Raw genomic sequence first — 24,695 nt, forward strand, 5'->3', positions numbered from 1 at the left:
CAGCGGAAGGTTCCCGGCCCACCCGTCATACGTCACGCAAACGGCTCTACCCAACAACACCCCGTACTACAACGCCGAGAAAGGTCGCGGGGCTGTGTCCATATGCGGCTACCGCCGCGCGGGCGCGACACACAACACCGCAAAGGGGCGCGGGGAACTGCGCGACCGGCCACGACGGACCGGCACACGCCAGCTCACCCACGCCCCTGCGGCGCTACGGCGTCCCGCGCTACGCGCGACCCGCGGTCTTCTGCGTCTTACGGGTGATCGAGTCGATCACGACCGTGGTCAACAGCACACCCGCGGTGATCATGTACTTGACCGGCTCGGCGATGGACTCCAGCTGGAGGCCGTACTGGATCGAGACGATCACCAGCACACCGAGCAGCGCGTTCCAGGTGCGGCCACGTCCGCCGAAGAGGGACGTACCACCGATGACGGCCGCCGCGATGGCGTTCATCAGCAGGTCACCGGTACCGGCGCTCTGGTTGGCGGAGGCGATCTTCGAGGCCAGGAAGAGTCCACCGATGGCGGCGAAGCCACCCGAGATCGCGAACACGGAGATGCGCACCGCGGTCACGTTGATACCGGCACGACGCGAGGCCTCGACGCTGCCACCGAGGGCGAAGATCTTGCGGCCGTACGAGGTACGCCGCAGCACGAAGTCCGTGGCGACCAGGAAGACCAGGAAGATCACCGTGGCCAGCGGCAGGCCCTTGTACTGGTTGTACATGATCGCCGCGGCGAAGGACACGACACCCAGCAGCACCGTCCGCAGGATGGTGTCGCTCAGCGGCCGGAACGGGATGCCCGCGGCCTGGCGGCGGCGGTTGCCCAGGAACGAGGTGATGAAGAACACCGCGGTCACCACGGCCGCGAGGCCGTACGCGGCCGCCACGTCCGTGAAGAAGTACGTCGTCAGCTTGCCGATCAGACCGTCGCTGTCGAGGTTGATCGTGCCGTTCTCGCCCAGCGTCTGGAGCATGAAGCCCAGCCAGAACAGCAGACCGGCCAGTGTGACGGCGAACGCCGGGGCGCCGAGCACCGCGAAGAAGAAGCCGTGCGCCGCACCGATGAGGGCACCCGCCGCGACGGCGAAGAGCACGGCCGCCCACTCGGGCCAGCCCTGGTTCACCGCGAGGACGGCCGCGAGGGCGCTGGACGCGCCGCTGACCGAGCCGACGGACAGGTCGATCTCGCCGAGCAGCAGCACGAAGACGATGCCGACGGAGATCATGCCCGTGCCGACCATCGTGACGGTGATGTCGCTGATGTTCTGCGCGGACAGGAAGGCGGAGTTCAGGCTCTGGAAGATGACGCAGATGGCGATCAGGCCGAGGATGACGGGCAGCGAGCCCAGCTCGCCGGCCTTCAGCTTGCGCCGGAACTCGGTGAGGTAGCCGGCCAGGCCCTGCTCCTGCACCAGCAGGCGCGGGTCGACCGCGGTCACCGCGGCCGCGGCGGCCTCGGTGTTGAGTACCTCGTGGTCCTGCGCCGTCGCGGAGGTCTTGTCGATGCTCACTTGGAAACCTCCCCGTTCGTGCGCGCCGCACGGCGGGTCACGGCGTTCTCGGTGGCGCCGGTGATGGCGGAGATGATCTCCTCCTGCGAGGTCGTCTTGACCTCGAAGACGCCGTTGTTGCGGCCGAGGCGCAGCACGGCGACCTTGTCCGCGACGGCCTTCACGTCGGCCATGTTGTGGCTGATGAGGATCACGGCGTGCCCGCGCTCGCGCAGCCGCTCGACCAGGTCGAGGACCTGGGCGGTCTGCTCGACGCCGAGGGCGGCGGTGGGCTCGTCGAGGATGACCAGCTTGGGCTCGCCGAGCATGGAGCGGGCGATGGCCACGGTCTGGCGCTGACCGCCGGAGAGCGAGGCGATCGGGATACGCACGCTGGGGATGCGGATCGACAGGGTCTGGAGCAGCTCGCGCGAGCGGCGCTCCATCTCGACCTCGTCGAGGACGCCGCGCTTCTTCAGCTCGCGGCCCAGGAAGAGGTTGCCGACGACGTCGATGTTGTCGCACAGCGCGAGGTCCTGGTAGACCGTCGCGATGCCCAGGGCCTGCGCGTCGTGCGGCCGGTTGATCGAGACGGCCTTGCCGTCCCATTCGATGACGCCCTCATCGATGGGGTGCACGCCGGCGATCGTCTTGACCAGCGTGGACTTTCCGGCACCGTTGTCGCCGACCAGGGCGACCACTTCACCGGCGTGGACCTCAAGCTCTACGTCGGTGAGCGCCTGAACGGCACCGAACCGCTTGGAGACCCCGCGCAACGCCAGCACGGGCGTAGCGGACACGTGAACCATCTCCTTCGCCGCCTGACCCGGCGGAAGGGTTGTGCAGAGAAAAGTTGGGGGGTTCCGTCCGGCGCCCCGCGCCGAGCTTGCGGGGCTGACGTATGCGCGGGGCGCCGGAGGGAGTCTGTTGCAGTCATGTCCCGTGCGGGAATTCAAGGACGAATTCCCGCACCTGGAAAGGGACCCGACTCAGCCGATCTTCAGCGTGGTGCACGCGGCCTTGTACTTGCCGGTGCAGATCTCGGCGGCGGTGTAGACGCCGTCCTTGATCACGGTGTCGTTGATGTTGTCCTTGGTCAGCGAGGTGACCGGGACCAGCACCGACGGGACGTCCTTCGCGCTGTTGCTGGAGACCTTGTCCTTGGCGACGGAGTCCAGGGACTCGCCCTTGGCGAGCGCCACGGCCATCTCGGCGGCGGCGTCGGCCTCGGGGGCGTACGGCTTGTAGACGCTCATGTACTGCTCACCGGAGACGATGCGCTGCACGGCGGCGAGCTCCGCGTCCTGGCCGGTGACCGGGATGGTGAGGTCGGCGGCCTTGAGGGCGGTGATGATACCGCCGGCCATGCCGTCGTTCGCGGAGTAGACGCCGGCGATGTTCTTCGCGCCGACGGAGGAGATCGCGGCCTCCATCTCGGAGTTGGCGTTGTCCGGCGACCACTCCTTGGTGTCGTACTCCTTGGCGATGGTGACCTTGCCGTCGAGGACGGAGTGCGCGCCCTTCTTGAACTGGGCGGCGTTCGGGTCGGTGACCGAGCCGTTGATCATGACGATCTTGGTCGACTTCGTGGCCTTGTCGCCCAGCGCGGTCAGCAGGGCCTCACCCTGGGTCCGGCCGACCTCCTCGTTGTCGAACGAGGTGTAGGCGCTGATCGGGCCCTCGGCGAGGCGGTCGTAGGCGACGACCTTGATGCCCGCGTCGACGGCCTTCTGCACGGAGTTCTGGATGGCCTTGGCGTCCACGGCGTCCAGGATCAGCACGTCCACCTTGTTGGTGATCATGGTGTCGACCTGCTGGGCCTGGAGGTTGGCGTCCTGCTTGGCGTTGTTGTAGAGGAACTCCGCCTTGTTGTTCGTGAGCTCCTTGACCTTCTTCTCGATCAAGGGGCGGTCGAACTTCTCGTACCGGGCCGTCTTGTTCTCCGGCAGCAGCAGACCGACCTTGATGTCGTCGCCCTTGGCGGCGCCGGCGGTGGAGTCGTTGTCGCCGCCGGCTTCCTCGGCGCTGCCACAGGCAGCCAGCGAGATGGCCATCGCACCTGCGGCAATGGCTACGGCGGCACGACGCATACGCGTGTTCACTTCAGAAACCTCCCTGACGAGGCCGCGTCGTTGCGGCCGAGGTGGCTGGAAGTCAACTCGGCCACACGTGCGACGTCAAGAAGTAAATCCTTAACGGGTTGGCAACGGTGCCATCCGTTCTCTAAGTGAAGGCAGGGGCAGCGGCGTGCAGCGTGCTGTCCAAAAGGGTTGAATCACCCATCTCGCTGAGCGCGAGCGCGAGGGCTCCGAGCACCTCGGCACGGCCGCCAAGTGCCCCGGGAAGAACGGACAGTTGGCGCGCCGCGCTGGGGATCGCGTAGCGGCCGACGGACTCCCGGATGGGCCCGAGGACCAGCTCACCGGCCTCGGCGAGATCACCGCCGAGGACCACGCGGCTCGGGTTCAGGAGGTTGCAGAGATTGGCGACTCCACTGCCGATGTGACGGCCGACGTCGGCGATCACCCGACGGCAGCCCGGGTCTCCGTCCCTGGCCAGCCGTACGACGCCCTCCATGGTCAGATCGGTGCCGTGGCTGGACTGGAGCAGCGGGAGCACATAGCGCGCGGCCGCGAAGGTCTCCAGGCAGCCCCGGTTTCCGCAGCGGCAGACCGGGCCGGATTCATCCAGAGTAATATGACCGATTTCTCCCGCTGTGCCACCCGGTCCCCGGTAGATCTTGCCGTTGATCACCAGACCGGCGCCGACACCGCTGGCGACCTTGATGTACGCGAGATCCCGCACGCCCCGCCCACTGCCCCAGACCAGCTCGCCGAGGGCGCCCAGGTTGGCGTCGTTGTCCACGTGCACGGGCACCCCGAGGCGGTCGCGCAGCTCCTCGGCGGGCTTGATGCCGGTCCAGCCCGGCAGGATCGCGGTGGAGCCCAGGGTGCCGGACTCCACGTCGATCGGGCCGGGCACGCCGAGACCGACCCCGGCGATCTTGGACCGGTCGACGCCGGTCGCCGCGATCAGCCGGTTGACCAGCTGTTCGGCGCGGTCGAACCCTTGCTTCGAGGACGCGTCCACGTCCAGCGGCTCGGACTCCTCGGCCAGCACCTGATGGGCGAGGTTCCCGACCGCGACGCGCAAATGCGTATGGCCGAAGTCGACCCCTATGACGATGCCGGCATCCCCGCTCAGCGAGACGCTGCGGGCCCGGCGGCCACCCGCCGAAGTGGGCGTGACCTCGACAGTTCCACCGTCCTTGAGCTCACGGACGATATTGGAGACCGTTGCCGCGGACAGACCTGTGGTCCTCGCGATCTCCGCCTGGGTGAGAGATCCGGCCAGCCGTACGGCCCGCACGACCCGCTCCAGATTGGCTCGGTGCAGCGACGACTGCGACCCCGGAGTCTCCACGACGACCTCCTGCGCGCGGGACCGCTTCGATGAGGCCCCGTTCGTGTCCAACTAGTGAACTCTAAGCTGAGCCGTTCGGGTTGCCTCCCGTCAAGAGGTTGAACCGGATCCGGGTATGTGCATACACCCGTGCACGCCGCTCCCAGGGACGGGAACGGCGTGCACGCGGGCGGTTTCGGAGCGCTACGTTCGACTTACGTCACAGTGCGGGCCCCGGACTACTTCAGAGCTCCTGCCGTCAGCCCCGCCACCACCTGACGCTGGAAGATGATGTAGGCCGCGAGCACCGGCAGCATCGCCATCACCAGACCGGCGAACAGCCCGGACCAGTCCCCCTTGTAGCCCTGGCTGACGGCCAGCTGCACCAGGCCCTGGGTGAGGACGCGCTTGTCGGGATCGGTGTTCAGGACCGTGGGCAGCATGTACTGGTTCCACTGGCCCAGGAAGTTGAAGATGCCGACGCTGATCAGGCCCGGCTTGGCCATCGGAAGCATGATCTGGAAGAACGTACGGCTGTGCGAGGCGCCGTCGACGAAGGCCGCCTCGGCCACCGATGTCGGCAGGGTGCGGAAGAACGCAGTGAGGAAGAACACCGTGAACGGCAGCGAGTACGCGATGTAGACCAGGATCAGCCCGTGGATCGTGTTCAGCAGCCCCATGTTGTTCACGACGTAGAAGAGCGGGACCAGCGCGAGCATGATCGGAAAGCTCATGCCGCCGATGAACAGGAAGTAGATGAAGCGGTTGCCCGGGAAGTCGAAGCGGGCCAGGACATAGGCCGCCATCGAACCGAGCACCAGCGTGCCGATCAGCGAACCCCCCACCACCAGGATGGTGTTGAGGAAGTAGTCGCTCATGTTGGCCTGGGTCCAGGCCCGCGACCAGTTCGAGAAGTGCAGTTTGTCCGGCAGTGACCAGGGCGAGCCGAAGATGGAGGCGTCGTCCTTGAAGGACGTCATCACCGCCCACAGCAGCGGCATGGCGACCATGAACGCCCAGATGATCAGCACACCGTGGGAGAAGACGTTGAGGACGGTGCCCTCTTTCTTCTTCCCGCCCGGCTTCTTGGCCGTCAGGTCGATCTTGGTGACGGGCATACCGGACTCGGCCGGTACGGGAGCGGTGGTCTCGGTCGTCTTCATCTGTCAGAACTCCAGCCGCTCGCGCCGCCCGAGCCGCATGACGATGGCGGCGAAGGCCAGCGTGACGACGAGCAGGGCCACACCGATCGTGGTGGCGTAGGCGGCCTGCCCGTCACGGAACGCTTTCTGGTACACGTACAGGACCATGACCGTGGTCGAGTAGTCGGGGCCACCGGGTCCGGTCGTCATGATGTGTACGACCGCGAACGACTCGGCGCCGAGCGCGAGGATGCCCATGTAGACCCAGCCGGACTGCACGGTGTCCCACAGCAGCGGCAGGGTGATCCGGAAGAAGGTGCTGGCGCGGCCGGCTCCGTCGAGCAGCGCGGCCTCGTACAGATCCGCCGGGATGGAGGCCATACCGGCGGAGAACAGGACCACGAAGAAGCCGACCGTGGACCAGACGATCACGCCCATCACGGCCCACAGCGCGAGATTCGGGTCGCCCAGCCAGAGCGGCTGGACGCTGTCGAGGCCGATCCCGCGCAGGATCGAGTTGATCGCGCCGCTGTCCGGGTTGTACGCGAAGGCGAACAGCAGCGCGACGATCGCGATGGACAGCACCTGCGGGAAGAAATAGACGATCTTGTAGAACGAGGATCCGCGGACACCGGTGATCGCCGGGCCGCCCTTTCTGCGCCGCCCGCCCACATTGATCATGAAGGCGAGGAACAGCGCGAAACTCAGTGTCACCAGCGGCAGCAACAACGCGAACCACAAGCTGTGCTGCAACGACTTCCAGAAGATGTCGTCGTCGAGCATCCTCTCGTAGTTGTCGAAGCCGACCATCTTGAATTCGGGGCTCAGCCCCGTCCAGTCCGTGAACGAGTAGTAGATGGACTGGATGAACGGCCAGACGACGAAGAGCGCGTACAGCCCCAGAGGTACCGCGAGGAACCCCACGATGAACTTGTACTTGCCGTGCTGCATTCCTATCGACCCCGATCTGCGCGCGGGTGCAGCCGCTGGTGACGGGTCCTCACGGGACCTTACTGGTGCTTGTAGTGCTTGATCGACGTGTCCTTGGCCGCCTCGTCGGCGAAGCCCTGGATCTTCTTGATGGCCTCGGCCGGGGTGAGGCGTCCGGCCATCATCTCGCCGAGACCGGAGACCCCGATCTTCTCCTTCTGGAGCTGTACGTACCAGTCCTGGAGACGCGGGTTCACCACGTTCTGGCCGGCCTTGTCCAGCGCCGCGACGCCGGACTTCAGACCGGGGGTGAGGGTGATGCCGTCGGTGCCGCCGTTGTAGGCGGTGAGCGACTTGACCTTGCTGGTGAAGTTCTTCGAGCTCGCCTCGCTCAGCATGATGCGCAGCTGCTCCATGCCGCCGGCGGTGTTCTTCGCCTTGGCCGGGACGATGAAGGGCTCACCGCCGGAGGCCCAGATCGTGCCGAAGGGCAGCTTGTCGGAGGAGTCGATGCCGGTCGGCGCGGACACGGCGAGGTCGAAGTCCTTCGGGATGACGTTCGCCGACTCGTTCTCCACCCAGGAGCCGTTCGGGATGAACAGCGCCTTGCCCTGGGCCCACGCGGTCTGCGACTGGATGTGGTCCAGACCCGGGGTGCCCTTGAGGACGTAGCCCTTCTTGTAGAGCTCGTAGTAGGCCTCGAAGCAGGCCTTGACCGCCGGGTGCTTCCAGGCGTTCGGCTCCAGGTTGTCGATGGCGTCCAGGACCTCGACACCGCCGACCTTGCCGATCATCGGGTAGAGCGAGAAGGGGAGGTAGTACGGGTACTTGCCCGCGTACGTCCAGCCGGCCATGCCCTTCTTCTTGGCCTTCTCGCAGACCGCGAGCATCTGGTCCCAGGTCTCGGGGTACTGCTCGTCGAGCGAGTCCAGGGCCTTCTGCGAGTACCAGACGCCGTACACCGTGTAGGCGTAGTACATGATCCAGACCTTCTCGCCGTCGAACTGGCCCATCTCGACGATGCCGGGTCGCAGCGTGTCGCGGACCTTCTTGTTCGGGTCGTCGAGGGACGGGGCGTCGAGCAGCGGGGTGAGGTCGGCGAGCTGGTCCTTGCCGACCAGGACGCCCATGTCCATCTGCTCGGCACCGGAGTTGTCGATGAGGTCCGGCGGGGTGCCCTGGTTGAAACGGGGCTGGAGGGTGGACTGGATCTTCTGGGTGGCGGAGAACTTCACCGTCACCTCGGGGAAGTTCTTCTCGTAGATCTTCACGGCGTCCTCGGCGTACTCCTTGCCGAAGCCGCCGTCGAACAGCACGAACTCCATCTGCGCGGTGTCATTGACGCCGAGCGGGTTCTTCGCGGTCTTCTCGCCCTCTTTCGCCTTGTCCCCGTTGCCGCCGCCCCCGCCGCTGGCACACGCGGAAAGGAAGCTCATGGTGGGTACGGAGATCAGGCCGAGCGCGGCGGACCGCTTGATCAGATCGCGACGTCCGACAGGTGCGGAGCCGTTGTACTCAGGGTTCTGGGCGGAAGTGGATCCCATGCTCAAGTCCTCGCCTTCTCCAGGACTCAGGCGGTGAACCGGATCACCCCCGGCACCGCGATCGGGTCAAGCTGGGGTCGTGCAGGAAGTGCGGAATCATGCGAAGTGCCGACAGGTATAGTCCACTTCCCGCCAGCGGAGCAAGATCGAATGCAAGGTTGGCCGGTGGTCTTTTCCGAGTTGAGACCTCACGGAAATATGAGGGGCCTGTGCGCGGCATGCCCGAAAAATCCGCGACATAAGCCCCGAATGCCACAGCCAACACCCTTGACAATACTTGGCACTTGAGCCACAACTGATCCTTGCGCAGCGAATTGACAACGTTGTCCCGTGCGCAGGGAGGGTACCGGCTTATGCAGCAGAGAGCTCGGCACAGATGGGGTGGAAGGGCGGTCGTGTCGGCCGCCACCTTTGCACTGGCAGTGGGCTCGCAGGGGGTGGCCGTCGCCCTGCCGGAGGCATCCGCGGCGGCCGACCGGGAGTTCTCGTCCTCGTTCGAGGCGGGCGACCCGGCACCCGACTGGCTCAATACCGTCGACACCGCCCCGGACGGCGGCAAGCGCGCCTCGGGCGTGGACGGCGGCTACAGCACAGGCATCCCGGGCAATGTGACCGACCATGTCACGGACGTTCGGGCGAACGGGGAGAACTCCGGCGGCGGCGAGGTGAAGGAGAACCTCGTCGACGGGGAGCCCAGCAGCAAGTGGCTCGTTTTCGAGACCACCGGTTGGGTCGAGTTCGACCTGGACAAACCTGTGAAAATCGCTAAGTACGCACTCACTTCGGCCAATGACTTCGCAGAGCGTGACCCGCGGGACTGGACCCTGAAGGGCTCCTCCGACGGCAAGGACTGGAAGACCGTCGACACCCGCTCGGGTGAAACTTTCTCCGAACGGTTCCAGACCAAGACGTACGACCTCGCGGAACCGGCCGAGTACCAGCACTTCCGGCTGGAGGTCAGCAAGAACAACGGCGCCTCCGGCATCCTCCAGCTCGCCGACGTCCAGTTCTCCACGGGCGGCAGCGACGGACCGGTCCCGCAGGACATGCTCTCCCTGGTCGACCGGGGTCCGAGCGGCTCGCCGACCGCCAAGGCGGGCGCCGGATTCACCGGCAAGCGGGCCCTGAGGTACGCCGGCCGGCACACCGCGGACGGCCGGGCGTACTCGTACAACAAGGTCTACGACGTGAACGTGGCCGTCGGCCGCGACACCCGCCTCTCCTACCGCGTCTTCCCGTCCATGGCGGACGGCGACCTCGACTACGACGCCACGAACGTCTCCGTCGACCTCGCCTTCACCGACGGCACCTATCTGAGCGACCTCGGCGCCGCCGACCAGCACGGCTTCCCGCTGACACCGCGCGGACAGGGTGCCGCCAAGGTGCTCTACGTCAACCAGTGGAACAACGTGGCCTCGCGCATCGGGTCGGTCGCGCGCGGAAAGACCGTCGACCGGATACTCGTGGCCTACGACTCCCCCAAGGGCCCGGCGAAGTTCCGGGGCTGGCTGGACGACATCGCGCTGAAGACCGTCGCGCCCGAGAAGCCCAAGGCGCATCTGTCCGACTACGCGCTCACCACCCGCGGCACCCTCTCCAGCGGCGGGTTCTCGCGCGGCAACAACTTCCCGGCGACGGCCGTGCCGCACGGCTTCAACTTCTGGACGCCGGTGACCAACGCGGGCTCGCTGAGCTGGCTGTACGACTACGCCCGCTCGAACAACGACGACAACCTGCCGACGATCCAGGCGTTCAGCGCCAGCCATGAGCCCAGCCCCTGGATGGGTGACCGGCAGACCTTCCAGGTGATGCCGTCGGCCGCCTCCGGCACCCCGGACACCGGGCGTGAGGCGCGCGAGCTGGGCTTCCGGCACGAGAACGAGACCGCGCGGCCGTACTACTACGGGGTGCGGTTCGAGAACGGTCTGAAGGCCGAGATGGCGCCCACCGACCACGCTGCGGTGCTGCGCTTCACCTATCCGGGTGACGACGCGAGCGTCCTCTTCGACAATGTGACGGACCAGGCGGGGCTCACGCTCGACAAGGAGAGCGGGACCTTCACCGGCTACTCGGACGTGAAGTCCGGCCTGTCGACGGGAGCGACCCGCCTCTTCATCTACGGCACGTTCGACAAGCCGGTCACCGAGGGTTCCTCCAGTGGGGTGAAGGGGCACCTCCGCTTCGACGCCGGTGACGACCGGACGGTGACGCTCCGCCTCGCCACGTCGCTGATCAGCATCGACCAGGCGAAGGACAACCTGCGCCAGGAGGTCGACGGCGCCTCCTTCGAGACGGTGAAGTCGCGCGCCCAGCGCCAGTGGGACAAGCTCCTCGGCAAGGTCGAGGTCGAGGGCGCGACGCAGGACCAGCTGACCACGCTGTACTCCAGCCTGTACCGGCTGTACCTGTACCCCAACTCCGGCTTCGAGAAGGTCGGTTCGAAGTACCAGTACGCGTCGCCGTTCTCGCCGATGCCGAACCCGGACACCCCGACGCACACCGGCGCGAAGATCGTCGACGGCAAGGTGTACGTCAACAACGGCTTCTGGGACACCTACCGCACCACCTGGCCGGCGTACTCGCTGCTCACGCCGAGCCAGGCCGGCGAGATGGTCGACGGCTTCGTGCAGCAGTACAAGGACGGCGGCTGGACCTCCCGCTGGTCCTCGCCCGGCTACGCCGACCTGATGACCGGCACATCCTCGGACGTCGCCTTCGCGGACGCCTATGTCAAGGGCGTCGGCTTCGACGCGAAGTCGGCGTACGACGCGGCCGTGAAGAACGCGACCGTCGTGCCCCCGTCGTCCGGTGTGGGCCGCAAGGGCATGACCACCTCGCCCTTCCTCGGCTACACGAACACCGAGACGCACGAGGGCCTGTCGTGGGCGCTGGAGGGCTACCTCAACGACTACGGCATCGCGAAGATGGGCCAGGCGCTCTACAAGAAGACCGGCGACAAGCGGTACAAGGAGGAGTCGGCATACTTCCTCAACCGCGCCCAGGACTACGTCAACCTCTTCGACTCCAAGGCCGGCTTCTTCCAGGGCCGCGACGAGAAGGGCGACTGGCGCGTCGAGTCCTCGAAGTACGACCCGCGGGTGTGGGGCTACGACTACACCGAGACCAACGGCTGGGGCTACGCCTTCACCGCCCCGCAGGACAGCCGGGGTCTGGCCAACCTCTACGGCGGCCGCAGCGGGCTCGGGGACAAGCTGGACGAGTACTTCGCCACCCCGGAGACGGCCTCGCCCGACTTCGTCGGCTCCTACGGCGGTGTCATCCATGAGATGACGGAGGCGCGGGACGTCCGGATGGGCATGTACGGGCACTCCAACCAGGTCGCCCACCACGCGAACTACATGTACAACGCGGCGGGTCAGCCCTGGAAGACGCAGAAGAACGTCCGTGAGGTGCTGTCGCGGCTGTACGTCGGCAGCGAGATCGGGCAGGGCTACCACGGCGACGAGGACAACGGCGAGCAGTCGGCCTGGTACCTGTTCTCCTCGCTGGGCTTCTACCCGCTGGTGATGGGCAGCGGCGAGTACGCCATCGGCTCGCCCCTGTTCACCAAGGCGACGGTCCATCTGGAGAACGGCCGCGAGCTGGTCGTCAAGGCGCCGAAGAACAGCGCCCGCAATGTGTACGTCCAGGGCCTGAAGGTCAACGGCGTGCCGTGGAAGTCGACCGCGCTCCCCCACTCGCTGATCGCGAAGGGCGGGGTCCTGGCGTTCGACATGGGGTCGAAGCCGTCGTCCTGGGGCACCGGCAAGAACGCCGCGCCCGTGTCCATCACTCAGGACGACGAGGTGCCGACGCCCCGGACGGACGCGCTGAAGGGCGACGGGGCGCTGTTCGACAACACCTCGGCGACCCAGGCGGGCGTCACCTCGGTGGAACTGCCGGTGTCCGAGGACACCAAGGCCGTCCAGTACACGCTCACCTCGCCGTCGGACCGCACGACGGCGCCGACCGGCTGGAAGCTCCAGGCGTCGAAGGACGGCACCACGTGGCGGACGCTGGACGAGCGCTCCGGTCAGTCCTTCGCCTGGGACCGGCAGACACGGGCGTTCTCCGTGGGGTCGCCGGGTACGTACGAGAAGTACCGCCTGGTCCTCGACGGTGAGGCGACTTTGGCGGAGATCGAACTGCTCAGCTGAACAACGGAGCTGGGAGTCCCCTGGCGGAAGCCGTCGCCCGGTCCGGTGGTCGCGTCGTACGCGACCCCGGGCCGGGCGACGGCGTTTCGTACGACCTGGGCGGCGGGCTCGCCCTGGCCCGAGGCCGTCAGCCCACAGCCAGTGTGAACACGTGCAGGTCGGTGTCGTCCGGCAGTTTCACCCGCGCCACGGTCCGGCCCTCGGGTGCCGTGAACGGCTTGGTGGCGAAGACGTAGGTGTCGACCGGGTCCCGGTCCGCACCCGCGACGTTGCGGTAGGCGGCCCTGGCGACGACCTCGTTGCCGTACTGGACGGTGCCGGCGCCGCCGCCGACGGTCCAGTCGGTGAAGGCGAGGTCGATCGTGTCGGTGCCGCCGTCGGCGTAGGTGACGGTGGCCCTGGACTGCTGGTTGCCGTTGACGCCGCTGCCTAGGAAGGACAACCGGCTCGCCGGAGAGGCGAGTTCGATCGTCTGGCCCGCCGCCGAGACGTTGTCCGGGCGGCCGCCGGGCGAGTCGGGCCAGGTGAAGGCGAGTCCGCCCACCGTGCCCTGCCGGCCCGGCGTCAGACCGGCCTCGGCGAGTGACTGGCGGGAGTAGCTCCAGCCGCCCCCGTCGAAGTCGGCCTCGTCGTGGTCACCGGCGTCGTCGGAGATGCCGGTGTTGTTGTAGGCGGCGAGGAGCGTGCCCGGCGCCGCGACGGTCAGGGACACGGGCTGGTCGTAGGAGGTGTCGCCCGAGGTGACAGTGACCTCCGCGGAGTAGAAGCCCTGTTTCGTGCCCTCCGCGGAGGTCAGGGTGATCTTCTGCGAGCCGTCGGTCACCGTGCCCTCGGCGGGCGTCGCGGTGATCCCGTCGGGTGTGTCGACCCGGAAGCGCACCTCGGGGCCCGCTCCCCCGCTCATCGACAGGGCACGGATGCCGACCTCGGCGCTCCCGCCCGGCGCGACGGTCGCCGTGGTCGGGCCGACGCCGATCTGGTACGGCTGCTCACCCGACCGGAAGGACGGCGGCGCCTCGGACGCGCCCCAAGCGGGGTCGGGCGTACCGGACAGCGTGTAGTCCAGCCGGCCGCCGTCCCGCACGAAGGACGCCGGGAGCCAGGGCCGTTCCCTGGTACGGCCGTTGACCGCGAGGGAGTGGACATACGGGGCGTCCGCCGCGGCGCCCTGCGCGTGCACGGAGATGTCGCCGCCGCCCGGGCGGTCGATCTCGATGCGCGGGAACAGCGGTGAGGCGAGGACCAGTTCGGCCCGGGACGGCACCTGGGGGTACATGCCGAGCGCGGAGAACACGTACCAGGACGACATGGCGCCCAGGTCGTCGTTGCCGGGGATGCCACCGGGCTCGGTGGACCACAGCGCGCGCATCGCCGCGCGGACCGTCTCCTGCGTCTTGTGCGGGGCGCCCGCGTAGGCGTACAGGTACGGCACATTGATGGACGGCTCGTTGTCCAGCTCGGACTTCTCGCCGCCGCTGCCGGTGAACGCCCAGCCGCCGTCGGCGTCGTGGAAGAAGGCGTCGAGTCGCTTCTCGGCCGCGGCACGGCCGCCCATGGCCGCGAAGAGTCCGGCCGGATTGTGCTGGACCATCCAGGTGTACTGGGCCGCCGTCCCCTCCACGAAGCCGTTGCCGGTGGCCGGAGTGAAGCCGGTGACCCAGCTGCCGTCGGCCTTGCGGTTGGCGATGTAGCCGCCGTCCTCGGTGGCGGCGACGTTGAAGTTGTTCTGCCACCACTGGGAGCGGTCGGCGAAGGTCTTCGCGGTGTCCTTCTGCCCCGCCTCGGCGGCGAGCTGCGAGAGGGCGAAGTCGGCGCCGGACATCTCCAGCGTCTCGGCGGCACCGCCCCACGCGTTCGACACGGACGGCATGTAGTGGTGCTTCAAGTACTTGTCCAGGGACGGACGTTGCCCGACCGACAGCACCGGCTTACCGGCCGGCGACAGATCCTTGTCGGTGGGGACGGTCGCCGCCTTCACCAGCGACCGCAGGGCCCCGCGCAGATCGAAGTCCGTGCCGCCGAAGGCGCGGATGCCGGCCAGGGCGATGGGTGAGGGGTCGCCGTTCATGACGTGCGTGCCGCTCGCGCCGTGCAGCCAGCGGTCCCAGACACCGCCGTTCTGTTCCGCCAGCTCGTACAGCGACTGGGCGATGTCCGAGCCGACGCGCGGATCGAGGAGCGTGAGCAGTTGCACCTGGTCGCGGTAGACGTCCCAGCCGGAGAAGGTGCCGTACTGGGCCCGGTGGCCCTTGCCCACGCCGTGGACCCGGCCGTCGGATCCCCGGTACCTGCCGTCGACGTCACTGATGACGTTCGGGTGCAGGAGGGCGTGGTACAGCGCGGTGTAGAAGGTGGTGCGTTCGGCGTCGGTGCCGCCGCCGACCCGGATCGCGGACAGACGCTCGCGCCAGGCCCGGCGCGCCGCGTCGACCACGGCGTCGAAGGAGCGGTGCGGCGAGTTCTCCGCCGCGAGGTTGGCCTCGGCGCCGGCCTGGCTGACGTACGAGATGCCGACCTTGACGTTCACCGGTCCGGTGCCGGGCGCGAACCGGACGTAGCCGCCGGCGCCCTTCCCGGCCACGGGCCGTCCGCCGCTGCCGAACCCGCCCGTGCCCCCGCTCGCCTCCAGGGCCCCGGGGTTCAGCTGCTCGTCCTTCCAGGTGCCGGTGGCCTTGAAGGCGCGGTCGAAGCGGGCGGTGAAGTGGACGGTGTAATAGGAGCGCCGGCCCTCCGGGTCGAGATGGCCGCAGAAGTTGCCGGAGGTCACGGACCCGGAGATCGTCCGCTTCGCCGGGTCGATCCGGACGGTCGAATCGGTCGACCCCACCTCGGAGTTGGCGCTGCGCACGAGCAGCGAGGCGGGCTTGTCGGCCGGGAAGGTGAAGCGTGCCGAGCCGGTACGGGCGGTCGCGGTGAGGTCGGCGGTGACGCCGGACGCGAGACGGACCCGGTAGCGGCCGGGCTCGGCGCTCTCGTCGGCATGGCGGAAGTCGGAGGCGTAGACGGCGTCCTTGGTGTCGCTCGCGGGCGACGAGGTGACCTCGCCGGCGTACGGGAAGAACGGGATGTCACCGCTGCCGCCCGCGCAGCCGGTGCCCGACATGTGGGTCAGGCTGAAGCCGCGGATGCGGGTGGCGTCGTAGTGGTAACCGCCGGGCGCGGCCGTGCGCGTGGCGTCGCCTCTGGTGTTCTCGGGGCTGAAGGACAGCATGCCGAACGGGGTGACGGCCCCCGGAAAGACATTGCCGCCGTTCTTGGTGCCGATCAGCGGATCGACGTACGACGTCGGGTCCTTGACCGGATCCGGGGGTGCTGCCGGCGCCGCGAGGGCGGGGGTGGCGCCGCCGACCGCGAGTACGGCGGTCAGCAGCAGGGACATGGGACGGAAACGCATGACGCGGCCCCTCCTCCTTCGGACGGGTCGCGCACCACAGGTCGCACAAGCCGCAGGGACATTAGCGTGTGTCACCGGTACCACGGAAGGGCGCGTTCCGAGGCGGGCCACGAGGGGCCCGTCACCTGGATGGGGCAGCGGATCGGCCGGACGCTGCGGGACTCGCCGGATACCGAAGGCCACGTGACGCCAACTGGCTTGACATCGTTGTCCGTTGAAGCGGTAGAGTCAGGCGGCAGACCATTCGACAACGTTGTCGCACCATGGTCTCGCACAAGCCACTCACCCACCCGGACGGTCCCACTTCCCCCCTTGGGCTCGTCCGGCTCGCGGACCCGGTGGACGGTGGCTCACGCCCACCGGGTCCGCCCCGAGCCAGGGTTCAGCCCACCCGGCAGGGCAGGTTCGTCACACTGTCCCCGCCGGGTCCGGTGACGACATAGCCGAAGGTCGTGCTCTCCCCCGGATCGAGCGAGCCGTTCCAGTCGGCGTTGTGGACCATCACGTCCTGGCCGGTGTAGGTGGCGTTGCCGCTCCAGAGGCTGTCGACCTGCTGGCCGGCCGGGAGCGTGAAGTCGACCATCCAGCCGAGCATCGGGACATCGCCGGTGTTGGTGACGGTCACCTCGGACTGGTGGCCGCCGGACCAACTGCCCGTCGTACGGCGGACCGCGGAGCACTCACCGGGCACCGGGTCGGTCGGATTGCCGGGCTCCTTGACGCCGGTCACCTCGCCGTTGCCGCCGTCGAAGACGACGTCGGAGCAGGAGTAGAAGGTCTCCGCGCTGTCCGAGCGCTGCCAGACCATGTAGACGAGGTGGCGGCCGGACTTGTTCGCGGGCAGTTGTCCGGTCCAGGAGTAGTTCGCCTCGACCGTGCCCGGGGAGCCGTTCAGCGGCGGGTGGTCGACGCTGAGGAAGGGCTCGTCCTCCATGTCGTCCCAGGTGAGGGTGCGGGTCGGGTCGAAGCCGTCCTTGGTGATGTAGACGTAGAACCAACCCGGGTGCGCCGCCCAGGCGTTGTAGGAGAAGTCAACCGTCGCGCCCGAGGTCAGGTGGGTGAGCGGCCAGTCGTCGCTGGGTGTGTTGAAGCCGGTGAAGTTGGTGTTGCCGCCGCTGCAGAGCTCACCGTCGGGGACGAAGCCGCGGGTGCGGCCGGCGCCGTCGGAGCGCAGCACCGAGAACCAGTTGTAGAACGGCGTTGTGCCGCTGACCTGCTGGGCCGCCTTGCAGGCCGGGTTGACCGGCTTGATCTCACCGGTGTCGGTGAGGCCGTCCTGCCAGCAGAGGAAGGTGCGGCTGCCCGGTTTCATGGGGGTGCCGTGGGCCTCCGCCTTGCCGCCCGTGGTCATGACGAGGGTGACGGCGGGAAGGGTGGCCAGGAGGGAGATCAGGATGAGGAAGAGGGCTCTGGTGCGGGTGGGCAGGGTTAATCGGCGAGGCGGGGGTGTGGGGGCGCCCGGGTGGGAGCGCATGTTTGTCAGGATCATGACAGTCGAGTCCGTTCCTTCGGGTACGGGCCGTGCGGCTGCGCGTCGGGGCGAGCGCGGGCAAGTGCCGGTGTGCAACCAGGCGTTGCGGATGGGCGCGGGGCGGGAGCGGTTCGGGGAGGCGGGTTCCGGTCCGCCACCGATGGGAGCGCTCCCACCCCGTCTGTTGCGGAAGGTAGCGCCGTGCGGCGTGGTTGTAAACGCCTCGCGCGGGAGTGCGTCGGTCGCGCGGGTTCATCGGGGTGCCGCAAGGAGCGCGGCCGAGTCGTCGACACCCTGTTTGCATCGAGCGTTTGTATCGAAGGTTTGACACAAGATTCCGACCCGGGGCATCTTGTACCCACCGTTTGGTACAAGATGATCTGGGGGATCTCCACGTGCTCGACACCGTCCCGTTGCAGTCCCGGCTTCTCGACCACGCCGACCACTACGCGCGCTGGTCCGGCCTGGCCATCGGTGTCGTGGCCGCACAGCAGTTGGTCACGATCGAGAGCGGCGACATCGCGATACCCCTCGTGCTGGCCATCACCGCTTTCGGCTTGTGCGCGGTGGGCGGTGTCCTGGTCGGCGACGCCCTGACCCTGCGCCCCCAGGAAGCGGTACGCACCGCGAGTCTCGCCCCGCGACTGGTCCGGGACCATGTGCCGCCCCGTATGGCACCGCTGCTCCTTCTGCAGGCGAGCTCCCTCGTCGCTCTGCTGGTCATGGGCGCCGTCACGGCCTCTTCCGGCGCCGACCGGACAGGCGGAGCGGGGCGCGTCATCGACGTCACCTGCGAAGGAGTGCGCACCTCCCTCGGCCCCTGGCCCGGCCTGTACTACAGCGGCCCGATGTTCGCCGCCCTCGCGGTCGGTACCCCCGCCTGCGTCTGGGCCCTGCGCCGTATCGCCTTCGGGCCGGGCGACCACCAGCAGCGCCGCGACCGCGCATGGGCGATCATGGGGGCGTGGGGGCTGTTGGTGTCGAGTCAGGTGCTGCTCGTCGTTCTGATGCTTCTCGTCGCGCTCACGGAGAGAGCCTGCGCCGGCCCGCTGGGCGCGGTCACCATTGTGGTGATCTGCCCCCTGGGACTGCTGAGCCTGTTCACCTTCGGGTGGTCCCTGGTCACCGTGGTGGCGCCGAGGGCGGTCGACGACGATGTGGCGGAGGATGGGACTCTCGACGATGAGTGACCGCGCCGTCCGCGTCGACACCACCAGCCAGGTCCCGCCGTACGAACAGATCCGTGCCCAGCTCGCCGCGCTGATCCGCACCGGCCGGCTGACCGAGGGCGAGCGCCTGCCGACCGTACGGCAACTCGCCGCCGACCTCGGTCTGGCGCCGGGCACCGTGGCCCGTGCCTACCGCGAGCTGGAGGCCGCCGAACTGATCCGCACCCGTCGTGGCGCGGGCACCCGGGTGGCACCGCCCCTGCCCGGTCCGCACGCCCACGATGCCCACCAACTCGGCACGCTGGCCCGGGACTTCACCGCCGCGGCCCGAGCGCTCGGCGCCGACACCGAGGACATCCTGACCGCCGTCCGCGACGCCCTGAACTCGGAGTCCGCGCCCACCTCGACCACCGACGGCAGCACGGCGAGTGGCCCCGGGACGACCGAGGCTTCGGTGAACGTCACCGGCGTGCGGCGCAGGCTGCAGCAGGAGGCGTAGTCGACGGACGCCGAGGAGGCGGGCCTTCGGCGGTTGAACGGGACGCCTACGAGCGGACTACAGGCCCTGGCCCTTCGCGTCCCGCTTCCAGTCCTGGACGAGAAGCCCGAGCACCACCTCGTCCAGGAACTCGCCCATCACCCAGGCCGAGGAGCGCAGCACGCCCTCGCGGACGAAGCCGTTGCGCTCGGCGGAGCGCAGCATCGCGGTGTTGTCCGACAGTGTCTCGATCTGCAGCCGTTGCAGGCCACGCACGACGAAACCGTAGTGGCAGAGCACCGCGACGACGTCGGTGCCGTAGCCCTTGCCGCGCGAGGACGGCAGCAGCCCCAACCCGATGTGCGCGGACCGGTTGTGGTTGTCGATGCCCCACAGCGTCGCCGTGCCGACCAGCGTGCCGCCGTCCAGCTCCACCACGGAGAACGGGACGTGTCCCTGCTCCTTGTCGTCCACCACGAGCCGCGGATCCTTCGAGCCGGGGCTGATCGGCCGCCACGGCCCGCTCTCGGCGCGCGAGGAGTTGACCACGTCGTCGTAGAGCTCGGCCCGCAGGACCGGTATGTCGTCCTCGTGCCGGGCCCTGAGCCCGACCTTGTCGCCCTTCAGCATGCAGGCTTCCTATCCGACCGGGCCGGCCTGCGGCAATCGAATAGGAGGCCTGCTCAGCAGGCGGCGCGTGGCAGTGGGCGGCGAGCTCAGTGGAAGCAGAGGCAGAACGGATGGCCGGCCGGGTCCGCGTAGACCCTCCAGTTGGCCTCCGGGCGGAGCTGGTCGGTCCGTTCCAGCACGGTCGCGCCGAGGGCGAGCGCCCGCTTCTCCTCCCCGTCGAGGTCGTCGACGTCGAAGTCCAGATGGAGCTGCTGGGGGCGCTCCTGCCCGGGCCATTGGGGCGGCCGGTAGCCGTCCACCCGCTGGCAGGCCAGCGGTGTCCCCTCGAACCCGTGCACCTCGACCCAGTCGGCGTCATCGGAGTCCACGACCACCCGGCCGCCGAGCAGCTCCGCGTAGAACTCGGCGAGCCGTACCGGATCGGCACAGTCCAGCGCGACCGCCTGCAGCTTTCGGATCACTTCCGACACTCCTCGCTCTTGACCGTTTCCCACCCAACTCCCCGAACCGGGCTCCCGGAAACTTCCGCCCCGCCACACGGGTACCCCGCGCGCCGCTCAAAACCGGTTGGTGACGGCGTCACACCCGGGCTATAGCACTCTCATGACCTCCTGGCACCTGGCTCCCGAACCCTTCGACACAGCGGACGCGACCGGCCTGCGCCGCGACTACTACGACGAGGTCGCCAGCCGGTACTGGAAGCGGCCCGCGACCTCCGCGGAGATCGACGAGGGCCTGACCGGTGACGGCGCGGAACTGCTCACCCCGCCCACGGGTCAGTTCGTGGTGGGCCGCCTCGACGGCAGGGCCGCGGCCTGCGGCGGACTGGTGATGCTGGATCCCGGGCGCGCCGAGCTCACCCGCGTGTACCTGCGCCCCGCCTTCCGCGGCAAGAAGGGCGCCGGCCTCCTGCTGGAGCTGCTGGAGGCCGAGGCACGACGGCTCGGGGCCTCGCGGATGGTCCTGAACACCCGCCTCGACCTGATCGAGGCCCGCTCCCTCTATGTACGCCACGGCTACCGCGAGATCCCGGCGTACTGCACGGGTCCGTACGTGGAGATCTGCTACGGCAAGGACCTCGACCGCCTCGGCCGGGCCGGTTGACCTGAGCGTATTGCTGCTCCAGTAGCTTCCGCGCCGTGCAGTAGCTTCCCAACTCCGGCTGGAATCACCAGCGTCCGTGCCGTCGAGCAACCGGAGAGTCGTGCATGCCCCGAGAGGCGCCTTACCTGGAAGTGGCCGACGCGCTGCACGCGCGGATCCTCGCGGGTGAGTGGGAGATCGGCGAACGGGTGCCTTCGCGGGCCCGGCTCGCCGAGGAGTACGGGGTCGGGCGGAACGTCACCCAGCGGGCCGTGGACCGGCTGATCGCCGAGGGCCTGCTCGAAGGACGCGCGGGCTCGGGGACCTACGTCCGCGTGCCGCGCGAGCGGCTGCGGATGGTCCGCTCACGACACGGCGCTCCGTCGCTCGCCGCCGGGGAGGAACGGGGCAGGGCCGGGGCCTGGGATGCGCACAGCGAGGTGCGGGTTCCCGCGCCCGCGGCGATCGCCGAGCGGCTCGCCATCGCGCCCGGCGACCTCTGCGTCCATACCCGTTACGAGTTCCTCGCCGACGGACAGCCGGTTCAGCTCTCCCGTTCCTGGGAACCGATGGCCATCACGGACGGAACGCCGGTCATGCTTCCCGAAAAGGGGCCGCTGGCGGGAAAGGGGGTCGTCGAGCGGATGCGTTCCATCGGTGTGGACATCGAGACCGTCGTCGAACTGCCGCGCCCGGCCCGCGCCACCCGGGAACAGGCGAACCTTCTGGGGATCGGTGCCGGGGATCTGGTGCTCCGGATCGAGCGCACCATCTTCGACATCGACGGGCGCCCGGTGGAAACCGCCGACATGGTCATTCCGGACGTACGGCGGGAAGTGGCGTACGAGTTCGCGGTGGAACGGCGGCGGCCCTAGGTGACGCGCACCGCGATTTCCTCCCGGCGCCGGCTCGGTTTGCTGCGGGAGGCGGATTTCCGTCGGCTGTGCGCGGCCACCGCACTCGGTCAACTCGGCGACCGCATCGTGTTTCTCGCTCTCCCCCTGGTCGCCATCACGGCATTGAAGGCCGACGAGTTCCAGGTCGGGCTGTTGACCACGATGACCACCGCGGGCTCGCTCCTGGTCGGGCTGCCGGCCGGGGCGTGGGTGGACCGTATGCGCAAGCGAACGGTGATGATCGGCACCGATCTGGCGAGAGCGCTGGTCCTGCTCACCCTGCCCGTGGCGTGGTGGGCACAGCTGCTGACCATCCGGTGGCTGTACACGGTCGCCTTGGTTCATGGAGTGCTGACCGTCTTCTTCGATGTCGCCCACGTCAGTTATCTGCCGCATCTGGTGGGGCGCGGCAATCTCATGGAGGGAAACGCGAAACTCTCGGCGATTCGCTCGGTGACCAGTATCAGCGGGCCGGGAATCGCGGGGCCGATGGTCGGCTGGCTCGGAGCCCCCGTGACGCTGCTGGCGAGTTCGGTCGGGATGGCTCTGTCGGGAGTGCTGGCGGCCGGTATCACCAAGCGCGAGCGGAAACCGGCGGAACCGAGTCGGCGCCCTCGACTGGGCAGGGAAATCAAGGAAGGCCTGGCATTCGTGCTCCGGCATGCCGGTCTGCGCGCGATCATTCTCGGGGACGCGACCTTCAATCTCTTCCTGGTCATGTATCAAGCCATGCTGCTGGTTTTCCTGGAGCGGGAAATCGGGCTCGAGTCCTTCGGTATCGGCATCATTCTGTCGGGGATGGGGTGTGGTGCCCTGGTGGGCGCGCTGGTGGCGACCAGGGTGTCCAGGTGGATCGGGCCGGGGCCGGTCATCTGGCTCGCGCCGCTCGTGACCTGTCCGCCCACCGCCGTGATGGCGGTGGCCCGGCCGGGGTGGAGCGTGTGCGGGGCGGCCGTCGGGCTCGCGGCTCTCTCGCTGGGCGGAGTCGTCCGCGTCGTCGCCCAGTCGAGCTTTCAGCAGGCCCTCGCCCCCGACCGGCTGCTGGGCCGGGTGAGTGCGACGGCCCGCTTCGTCTCCTGGGGCGGCATTCCGCTGGGCGGACTGCTGGGTGGAACGCTCGGTTCGGTGTTCGGCGCGGCGACCACCCTGACGATCGGTGCGGCCGGGATGACGCTGAGCGCCGTCCCCACCTTCTTGTCGCCGATTCGGGCGATGCGCACGGTGCCGCAGGAGGAGGCCGGCGCAGCGGCCGTACGTTGAGACGATCGGGATCCATGCCCCGGACCTCGCGGTCCGCGTCCTGTGTGCCCGCGAGGCACAAGGTCCTCAGACCCGCTGCCCGGCCGTCGCCGCATCCGGGGACCGTGCCACCGGGAGTGTCGTCGCGAGGGGCAGTCGTACGGTGAACTCCGTGCGGCCCGGGTCGCTCTCGACATCGATGTGCCCGCCGTGCCCCGCGACGATCGCCGCCACCACGGCGAGGCCCAGTCCGGATCCCCCTTCGTGCGGGGTGCTTCGGGCGCGGGAGGGGTCGGCGCGCGTGAAGCGGTCGAAGACCGTCGGTACCAGGGCGGGCGGGATGCCGGGGCCGTCGTCGCGGACCCGTACGACGCACCGGTCGCCCCCGGTCTCCACGACCACGACGACTCTCGTGCCGACGGGTGTGTGCATCCGCGCGTTGGCCAGCAGATTGGCCACGACCTGGTGCAGCCGGGCCTCGTCGCCGAGGACCGACGGCGTCGCGTCCGGGCGGAGTTCGAGCCGCCAGTCGTGTCCGCTGCCGGCGGCCCGTGCCTCCCGCACCGCCTCCGCGACCAGCGCCGCCACATCCACCTCGGTGCGGTGCAGGGGCCTGCCCTCGTCCAGCCGGGCCAGCAGCAACAGATCCTCGACCAGGCCCGTCATGCGGGCGGACTCGGCGGAGACGCTGCGCCAGGCCGTCAGCGGCTCGATGCGCCCGGTGCCGCGGTTCATGAGTTCGGCGTAGCCCGCGATCGAGGCGAGCGGGGTGCGCAGTTCGTGGCCGGCGTCGGCGAGGAAGCGGCGCATGCGTTCCTCGGTGCGCCGGCCTGCGGTGAGGGAGGACTCCACGTGGTCGATCATGCGGTTCAGGGCGGCGCCGACCTGGCCGGCCTCGCTGGCGGGGTCGGTGTCCCGGGCCGGGACGCGGGTGAGGCCGGTGACCTCGCCCCGGTCGAGCGGCGCGCGGGAGACCTCGGCCGCGGTGGCGGCGACTCTGCCCAGGGGCCGCAGCTGGCGTCGTACGACCACGGCGCACAGGCCGCCCGCGACGGTGAGGCCGGCCACCGCGACGACCGCCTCGGCCACGACCAAGTCGCTGATCATGTCCTGTACGTCGTCCATCGGGAGGCCCGTGAGGACACGGATGCTCTCGCTCCGGGCGACGGTGATCCGGTAGGTGCCGAGGCCGGGGACGGTCGCTGTGTGCATCGAGCCGTCGGTCCCCACGCCCGCGAGGGCCGTCCGCTGGGTGTCGTCCAGGGCGCGCGGCGGCGCGTCCCGGCGGACGACCTCTGCGGTGAGGATGTCGCCGTCCGCGTCGAGCCGGGCGGCGAGCATGCCGGTCGGGTGGCCGCCGTCCCTGAGGAAGCTCAGGTCGTCCGCCGGCTCGGGGTGGAGCCGTGCGCCGCCCAGGCTGCGTTCGGCGGCGTCGTCGACCCGGTCGTCCAGGTTTCCCAGGAGGTAGGCGCGTTGGACGTAGGCGGTGGCCAGTGCCATCGCGGCGCACACGGCGACCAGGGTCAGGCCGATGAACACGGGCAGGCGCGTGCGCAGGGGGCGAGGGACACGGACTCGTCCGGTTCGGAACCCAGCGGTGCCAGTCATGTCCCGATCCTGTCCCCGCAGGCTGAGGGAACCCTGTGTTCCGGCTGAGCC

Annotated in this window: 18 protein-coding genes; 6 read left to right on the forward strand and 12 right to left on the reverse strand. The window is 68.9% G+C overall.

Features of this window, described 5'->3' with window-relative positions; genetic code table 11:
- Window positions 1–229 precede the first annotated feature (229 nt).
- From ACFPQ9_RS06920 to ngcE, 7 genes are all read right to left on the reverse strand, one after another.
- The gene (locus ACFPQ9_RS06920) at window positions 230–1,522 is read right to left on the reverse strand and encodes a sugar ABC transporter permease (RefSeq protein ID WP_380848133.1); all 1,293 of its coding nucleotides are present in this window, start codon (window positions 1,520–1,522) and stop codon (window positions 230–232) included.
- On the reverse strand, window positions 1,519–2,310 hold the full coding sequence (locus ACFPQ9_RS06925; protein ID WP_380848135.1) for an ATP-binding cassette domain-containing protein: 792 nt from the start codon (window positions 2,308–2,310) through the stop codon (window positions 1,519–1,521). Before ACFPQ9_RS06925 ends, ACFPQ9_RS06920 begins: the two co-directional genes overlap by 4 nt.
- A gap of 180 nt (window positions 2,311–2,490) precedes the next feature.
- Window positions 2,491–3,591 carry a sugar ABC transporter substrate-binding protein gene (locus ACFPQ9_RS06930; RefSeq protein WP_380848480.1) on the reverse strand — a complete coding sequence of 367 codons (1,101 nt, stop codon included), beginning with the start codon at window positions 3,589–3,591 and terminating at the stop codon, window positions 2,491–2,493.
- Between the two features lie 133 nt (window positions 3,592–3,724).
- On the reverse strand, window positions 3,725–4,924 hold the full coding sequence (locus tag ACFPQ9_RS06935) for an ROK family transcriptional regulator (protein WP_380848138.1): 1,200 nt from the start codon (window positions 4,922–4,924) through the stop codon (window positions 3,725–3,727).
- Between the two features lie 218 nt (window positions 4,925–5,142).
- Window positions 5,143–6,066 (reverse strand): carbohydrate ABC transporter permease, encoded by a 924-nt coding sequence (locus tag ACFPQ9_RS06940; RefSeq protein ID WP_380848141.1) that lies wholly within the window; start codon window positions 6,064–6,066, stop codon window positions 5,143–5,145.
- 3 nt (window positions 6,067–6,069) lie between these two features.
- Window positions 6,070–6,996, reverse strand: a complete 927-nt coding sequence (locus ACFPQ9_RS06945) for a carbohydrate ABC transporter permease (protein ID WP_380848144.1) — start codon at window positions 6,994–6,996, stop codon at window positions 6,070–6,072.
- Window positions 6,997–7,055: 59 nt separating this feature from the next.
- Entirely contained in the window at window positions 7,056–8,519 is a 1,464-nt protein-coding gene (ngcE, locus tag ACFPQ9_RS06950; RefSeq protein ID WP_380848147.1) for an N-acetylglucosamine/diacetylchitobiose ABC transporter substrate-binding protein, read from the reverse strand.
- A gap of 353 nt (window positions 8,520–8,872) precedes the next feature.
- Here ngcE and ACFPQ9_RS06955 point away from each other — a divergent pair, with 353 nt between their 5' ends.
- Window positions 8,873–12,676, forward strand: a complete 3,804-nt coding sequence (locus tag ACFPQ9_RS06955) for a GH92 family glycosyl hydrolase (protein ID WP_380848150.1) — start codon at window positions 8,873–8,875, stop codon at window positions 12,674–12,676.
- Window positions 12,677–12,803: 127 nt separating this feature from the next.
- Here ACFPQ9_RS06955 and ACFPQ9_RS06960 read toward each other — a convergent pair whose 3' ends face one another.
- Window positions 12,804–16,070: a GH92 family glycosyl hydrolase gene (locus tag ACFPQ9_RS06960; RefSeq protein ID WP_380848153.1), complete on the reverse strand. Its 3,267-nt coding sequence runs from the start codon at window positions 16,068–16,070 to the stop codon at window positions 12,804–12,806.
- A 382-nt stretch (window positions 16,071–16,452) separates the two neighbouring features.
- On the reverse strand, window positions 16,453–17,544 hold the full coding sequence (locus ACFPQ9_RS06965) for a lytic polysaccharide monooxygenase auxiliary activity family 9 protein (RefSeq protein WP_380848483.1): 1,092 nt from the start codon (window positions 17,542–17,544) through the stop codon (window positions 16,453–16,455).
- Between the two features lie 392 nt (window positions 17,545–17,936).
- Here ACFPQ9_RS06965 and ACFPQ9_RS06970 point away from each other — a divergent pair, with 392 nt between their 5' ends.
- Both ACFPQ9_RS06970 and ACFPQ9_RS06975 read left to right on the forward strand, forming a co-directional pair.
- Entirely contained in the window at window positions 17,937–18,731 is a 795-nt protein-coding gene (locus ACFPQ9_RS06970) for a hypothetical protein (RefSeq protein WP_380848156.1), read from the forward strand.
- The gene (locus ACFPQ9_RS06975) at window positions 18,724–19,209 is read left to right on the forward strand and encodes a GntR family transcriptional regulator (protein WP_380848159.1); all 486 of its coding nucleotides are present in this window, start codon (window positions 18,724–18,726) and stop codon (window positions 19,207–19,209) included. Before ACFPQ9_RS06970 ends, ACFPQ9_RS06975 begins: the two co-directional genes overlap by 8 nt.
- 57 nt (window positions 19,210–19,266) lie before the next feature.
- Here ACFPQ9_RS06975 and ACFPQ9_RS06980 read toward each other — a convergent pair whose 3' ends face one another.
- Window positions 19,267–19,818, reverse strand: coding sequence for a GNAT family N-acetyltransferase (locus ACFPQ9_RS06980; protein ID WP_380848162.1), 552 nt, complete (start codon window positions 19,816–19,818; stop codon window positions 19,267–19,269).
- A gap of 86 nt (window positions 19,819–19,904) precedes the next feature.
- Window positions 19,905–20,279 carry a VOC family protein gene (locus tag ACFPQ9_RS06985; protein WP_380848165.1) on the reverse strand — a complete coding sequence of 125 codons (375 nt, stop codon included), beginning with the start codon at window positions 20,277–20,279 and terminating at the stop codon, window positions 19,905–19,907.
- Window positions 20,280–20,421: 142 nt separating this feature from the next.
- Between ACFPQ9_RS06985 and ACFPQ9_RS06990 the strand changes: the two genes are divergently transcribed.
- The 3 genes from ACFPQ9_RS06990 to ACFPQ9_RS07000 all read left to right on the forward strand — a co-directional run bounded on the left by ACFPQ9_RS06990 (window position 20,422) and on the right by ACFPQ9_RS07000 (window position 23,057).
- Window positions 20,422–20,922 (forward strand): GNAT family N-acetyltransferase, encoded by a 501-nt coding sequence (locus ACFPQ9_RS06990; protein ID WP_380848168.1) that lies wholly within the window; start codon window positions 20,422–20,424, stop codon window positions 20,920–20,922.
- 104 nt (window positions 20,923–21,026) lie between these two features.
- Window positions 21,027–21,776 carry a GntR family transcriptional regulator gene (locus ACFPQ9_RS06995; protein ID WP_380848171.1) on the forward strand — a complete coding sequence of 250 codons (750 nt, stop codon included), beginning with the start codon at window positions 21,027–21,029 and terminating at the stop codon, window positions 21,774–21,776.
- Window positions 21,777–23,057 (forward strand): MFS transporter, encoded by a 1,281-nt coding sequence (locus ACFPQ9_RS07000; RefSeq protein WP_380848174.1) that lies wholly within the window; start codon window positions 21,777–21,779, stop codon window positions 23,055–23,057.
- A gap of 66 nt (window positions 23,058–23,123) precedes the next feature.
- On the opposite strand, the gene ACFPQ9_RS07005 is transcribed toward ACFPQ9_RS07000, so the two are convergent.
- Entirely contained in the window at window positions 23,124–24,644 is a 1,521-nt protein-coding gene (locus ACFPQ9_RS07005; RefSeq protein ID WP_380848177.1) for a sensor histidine kinase, read from the reverse strand.
- Window positions 24,645–24,695 lie beyond the last annotated feature (51 nt).

Origin of the sequence: Streptomyces coerulescens (genome assembly GCF_042657965.1) — a bacterium.
GTDB lineage: Bacteria > Actinomycetota > Actinomycetes > Streptomycetales > Streptomycetaceae > Streptomyces > Streptomyces coerulescens.

What these genes read in the sequence shown, in the direction of transcription:
- ACFPQ9_RS07005 (WP_380848177.1), bottom strand. Translation starts at nt 24,644, where the DNA reads ATGACTGGCACCGCTGGGTTCCGAACCGGACGAGTCCGTGTCCCTCGC.
- ACFPQ9_RS06995 (WP_380848171.1), top strand. Translation starts at nt 21,027, where the DNA reads ATGCCCCGAGAGGCGCCTTACCTGGAAGTGGCCGACGCGCTGCACGCG.
- ACFPQ9_RS06975 (WP_380848159.1), top strand. Translation starts at nt 18,724, where the DNA reads ATGAGTGACCGCGCCGTCCGCGTCGACACCACCAGCCAGGTCCCGCCG.
- ACFPQ9_RS06980 (WP_380848162.1), bottom strand. Translation starts at nt 19,818, where the DNA reads ATGCTGAAGGGCGACAAGGTCGGGCTCAGGGCCCGGCACGAGGACGAC.
- ACFPQ9_RS06990 (WP_380848168.1), top strand. Translation starts at nt 20,422, where the DNA reads ATGACCTCCTGGCACCTGGCTCCCGAACCCTTCGACACAGCGGACGCG.
- ACFPQ9_RS06925 (WP_380848135.1), bottom strand. Translation starts at nt 2,310, where the DNA reads ATGGTTCACGTGTCCGCTACGCCCGTGCTGGCGTTGCGCGGGGTCTCC.
- ACFPQ9_RS06945 (WP_380848144.1), bottom strand. Translation starts at nt 6,996, where the DNA reads ATGCAGCACGGCAAGTACAAGTTCATCGTGGGGTTCCTCGCGGTACCT.
- ACFPQ9_RS06930 (WP_380848480.1), bottom strand. Translation starts at nt 3,591, where the DNA reads ATGCGTCGTGCCGCCGTAGCCATTGCCGCAGGTGCGATGGCCATCTCG.
- ngcE (WP_380848147.1), bottom strand. Translation starts at nt 8,519, where the DNA reads ATGGGATCCACTTCCGCCCAGAACCCTGAGTACAACGGCTCCGCACCT.
- ACFPQ9_RS06960 (WP_380848153.1), bottom strand. Translation starts at nt 16,070, where the DNA reads ATGCGTTTCCGTCCCATGTCCCTGCTGCTGACCGCCGTACTCGCGGTC.
- ACFPQ9_RS06940 (WP_380848141.1), bottom strand. Translation starts at nt 6,066, where the DNA reads ATGAAGACGACCGAGACCACCGCTCCCGTACCGGCCGAGTCCGGTATG.
- ACFPQ9_RS06965 (WP_380848483.1), bottom strand. Translation starts at nt 17,544, where the DNA reads ATGCGCTCCCACCCGGGCGCCCCCACACCCCCGCCTCGCCGATTAACC.
- ACFPQ9_RS06955 (WP_380848150.1), top strand. Translation starts at nt 8,873, where the DNA reads ATGCAGCAGAGAGCTCGGCACAGATGGGGTGGAAGGGCGGTCGTGTCG.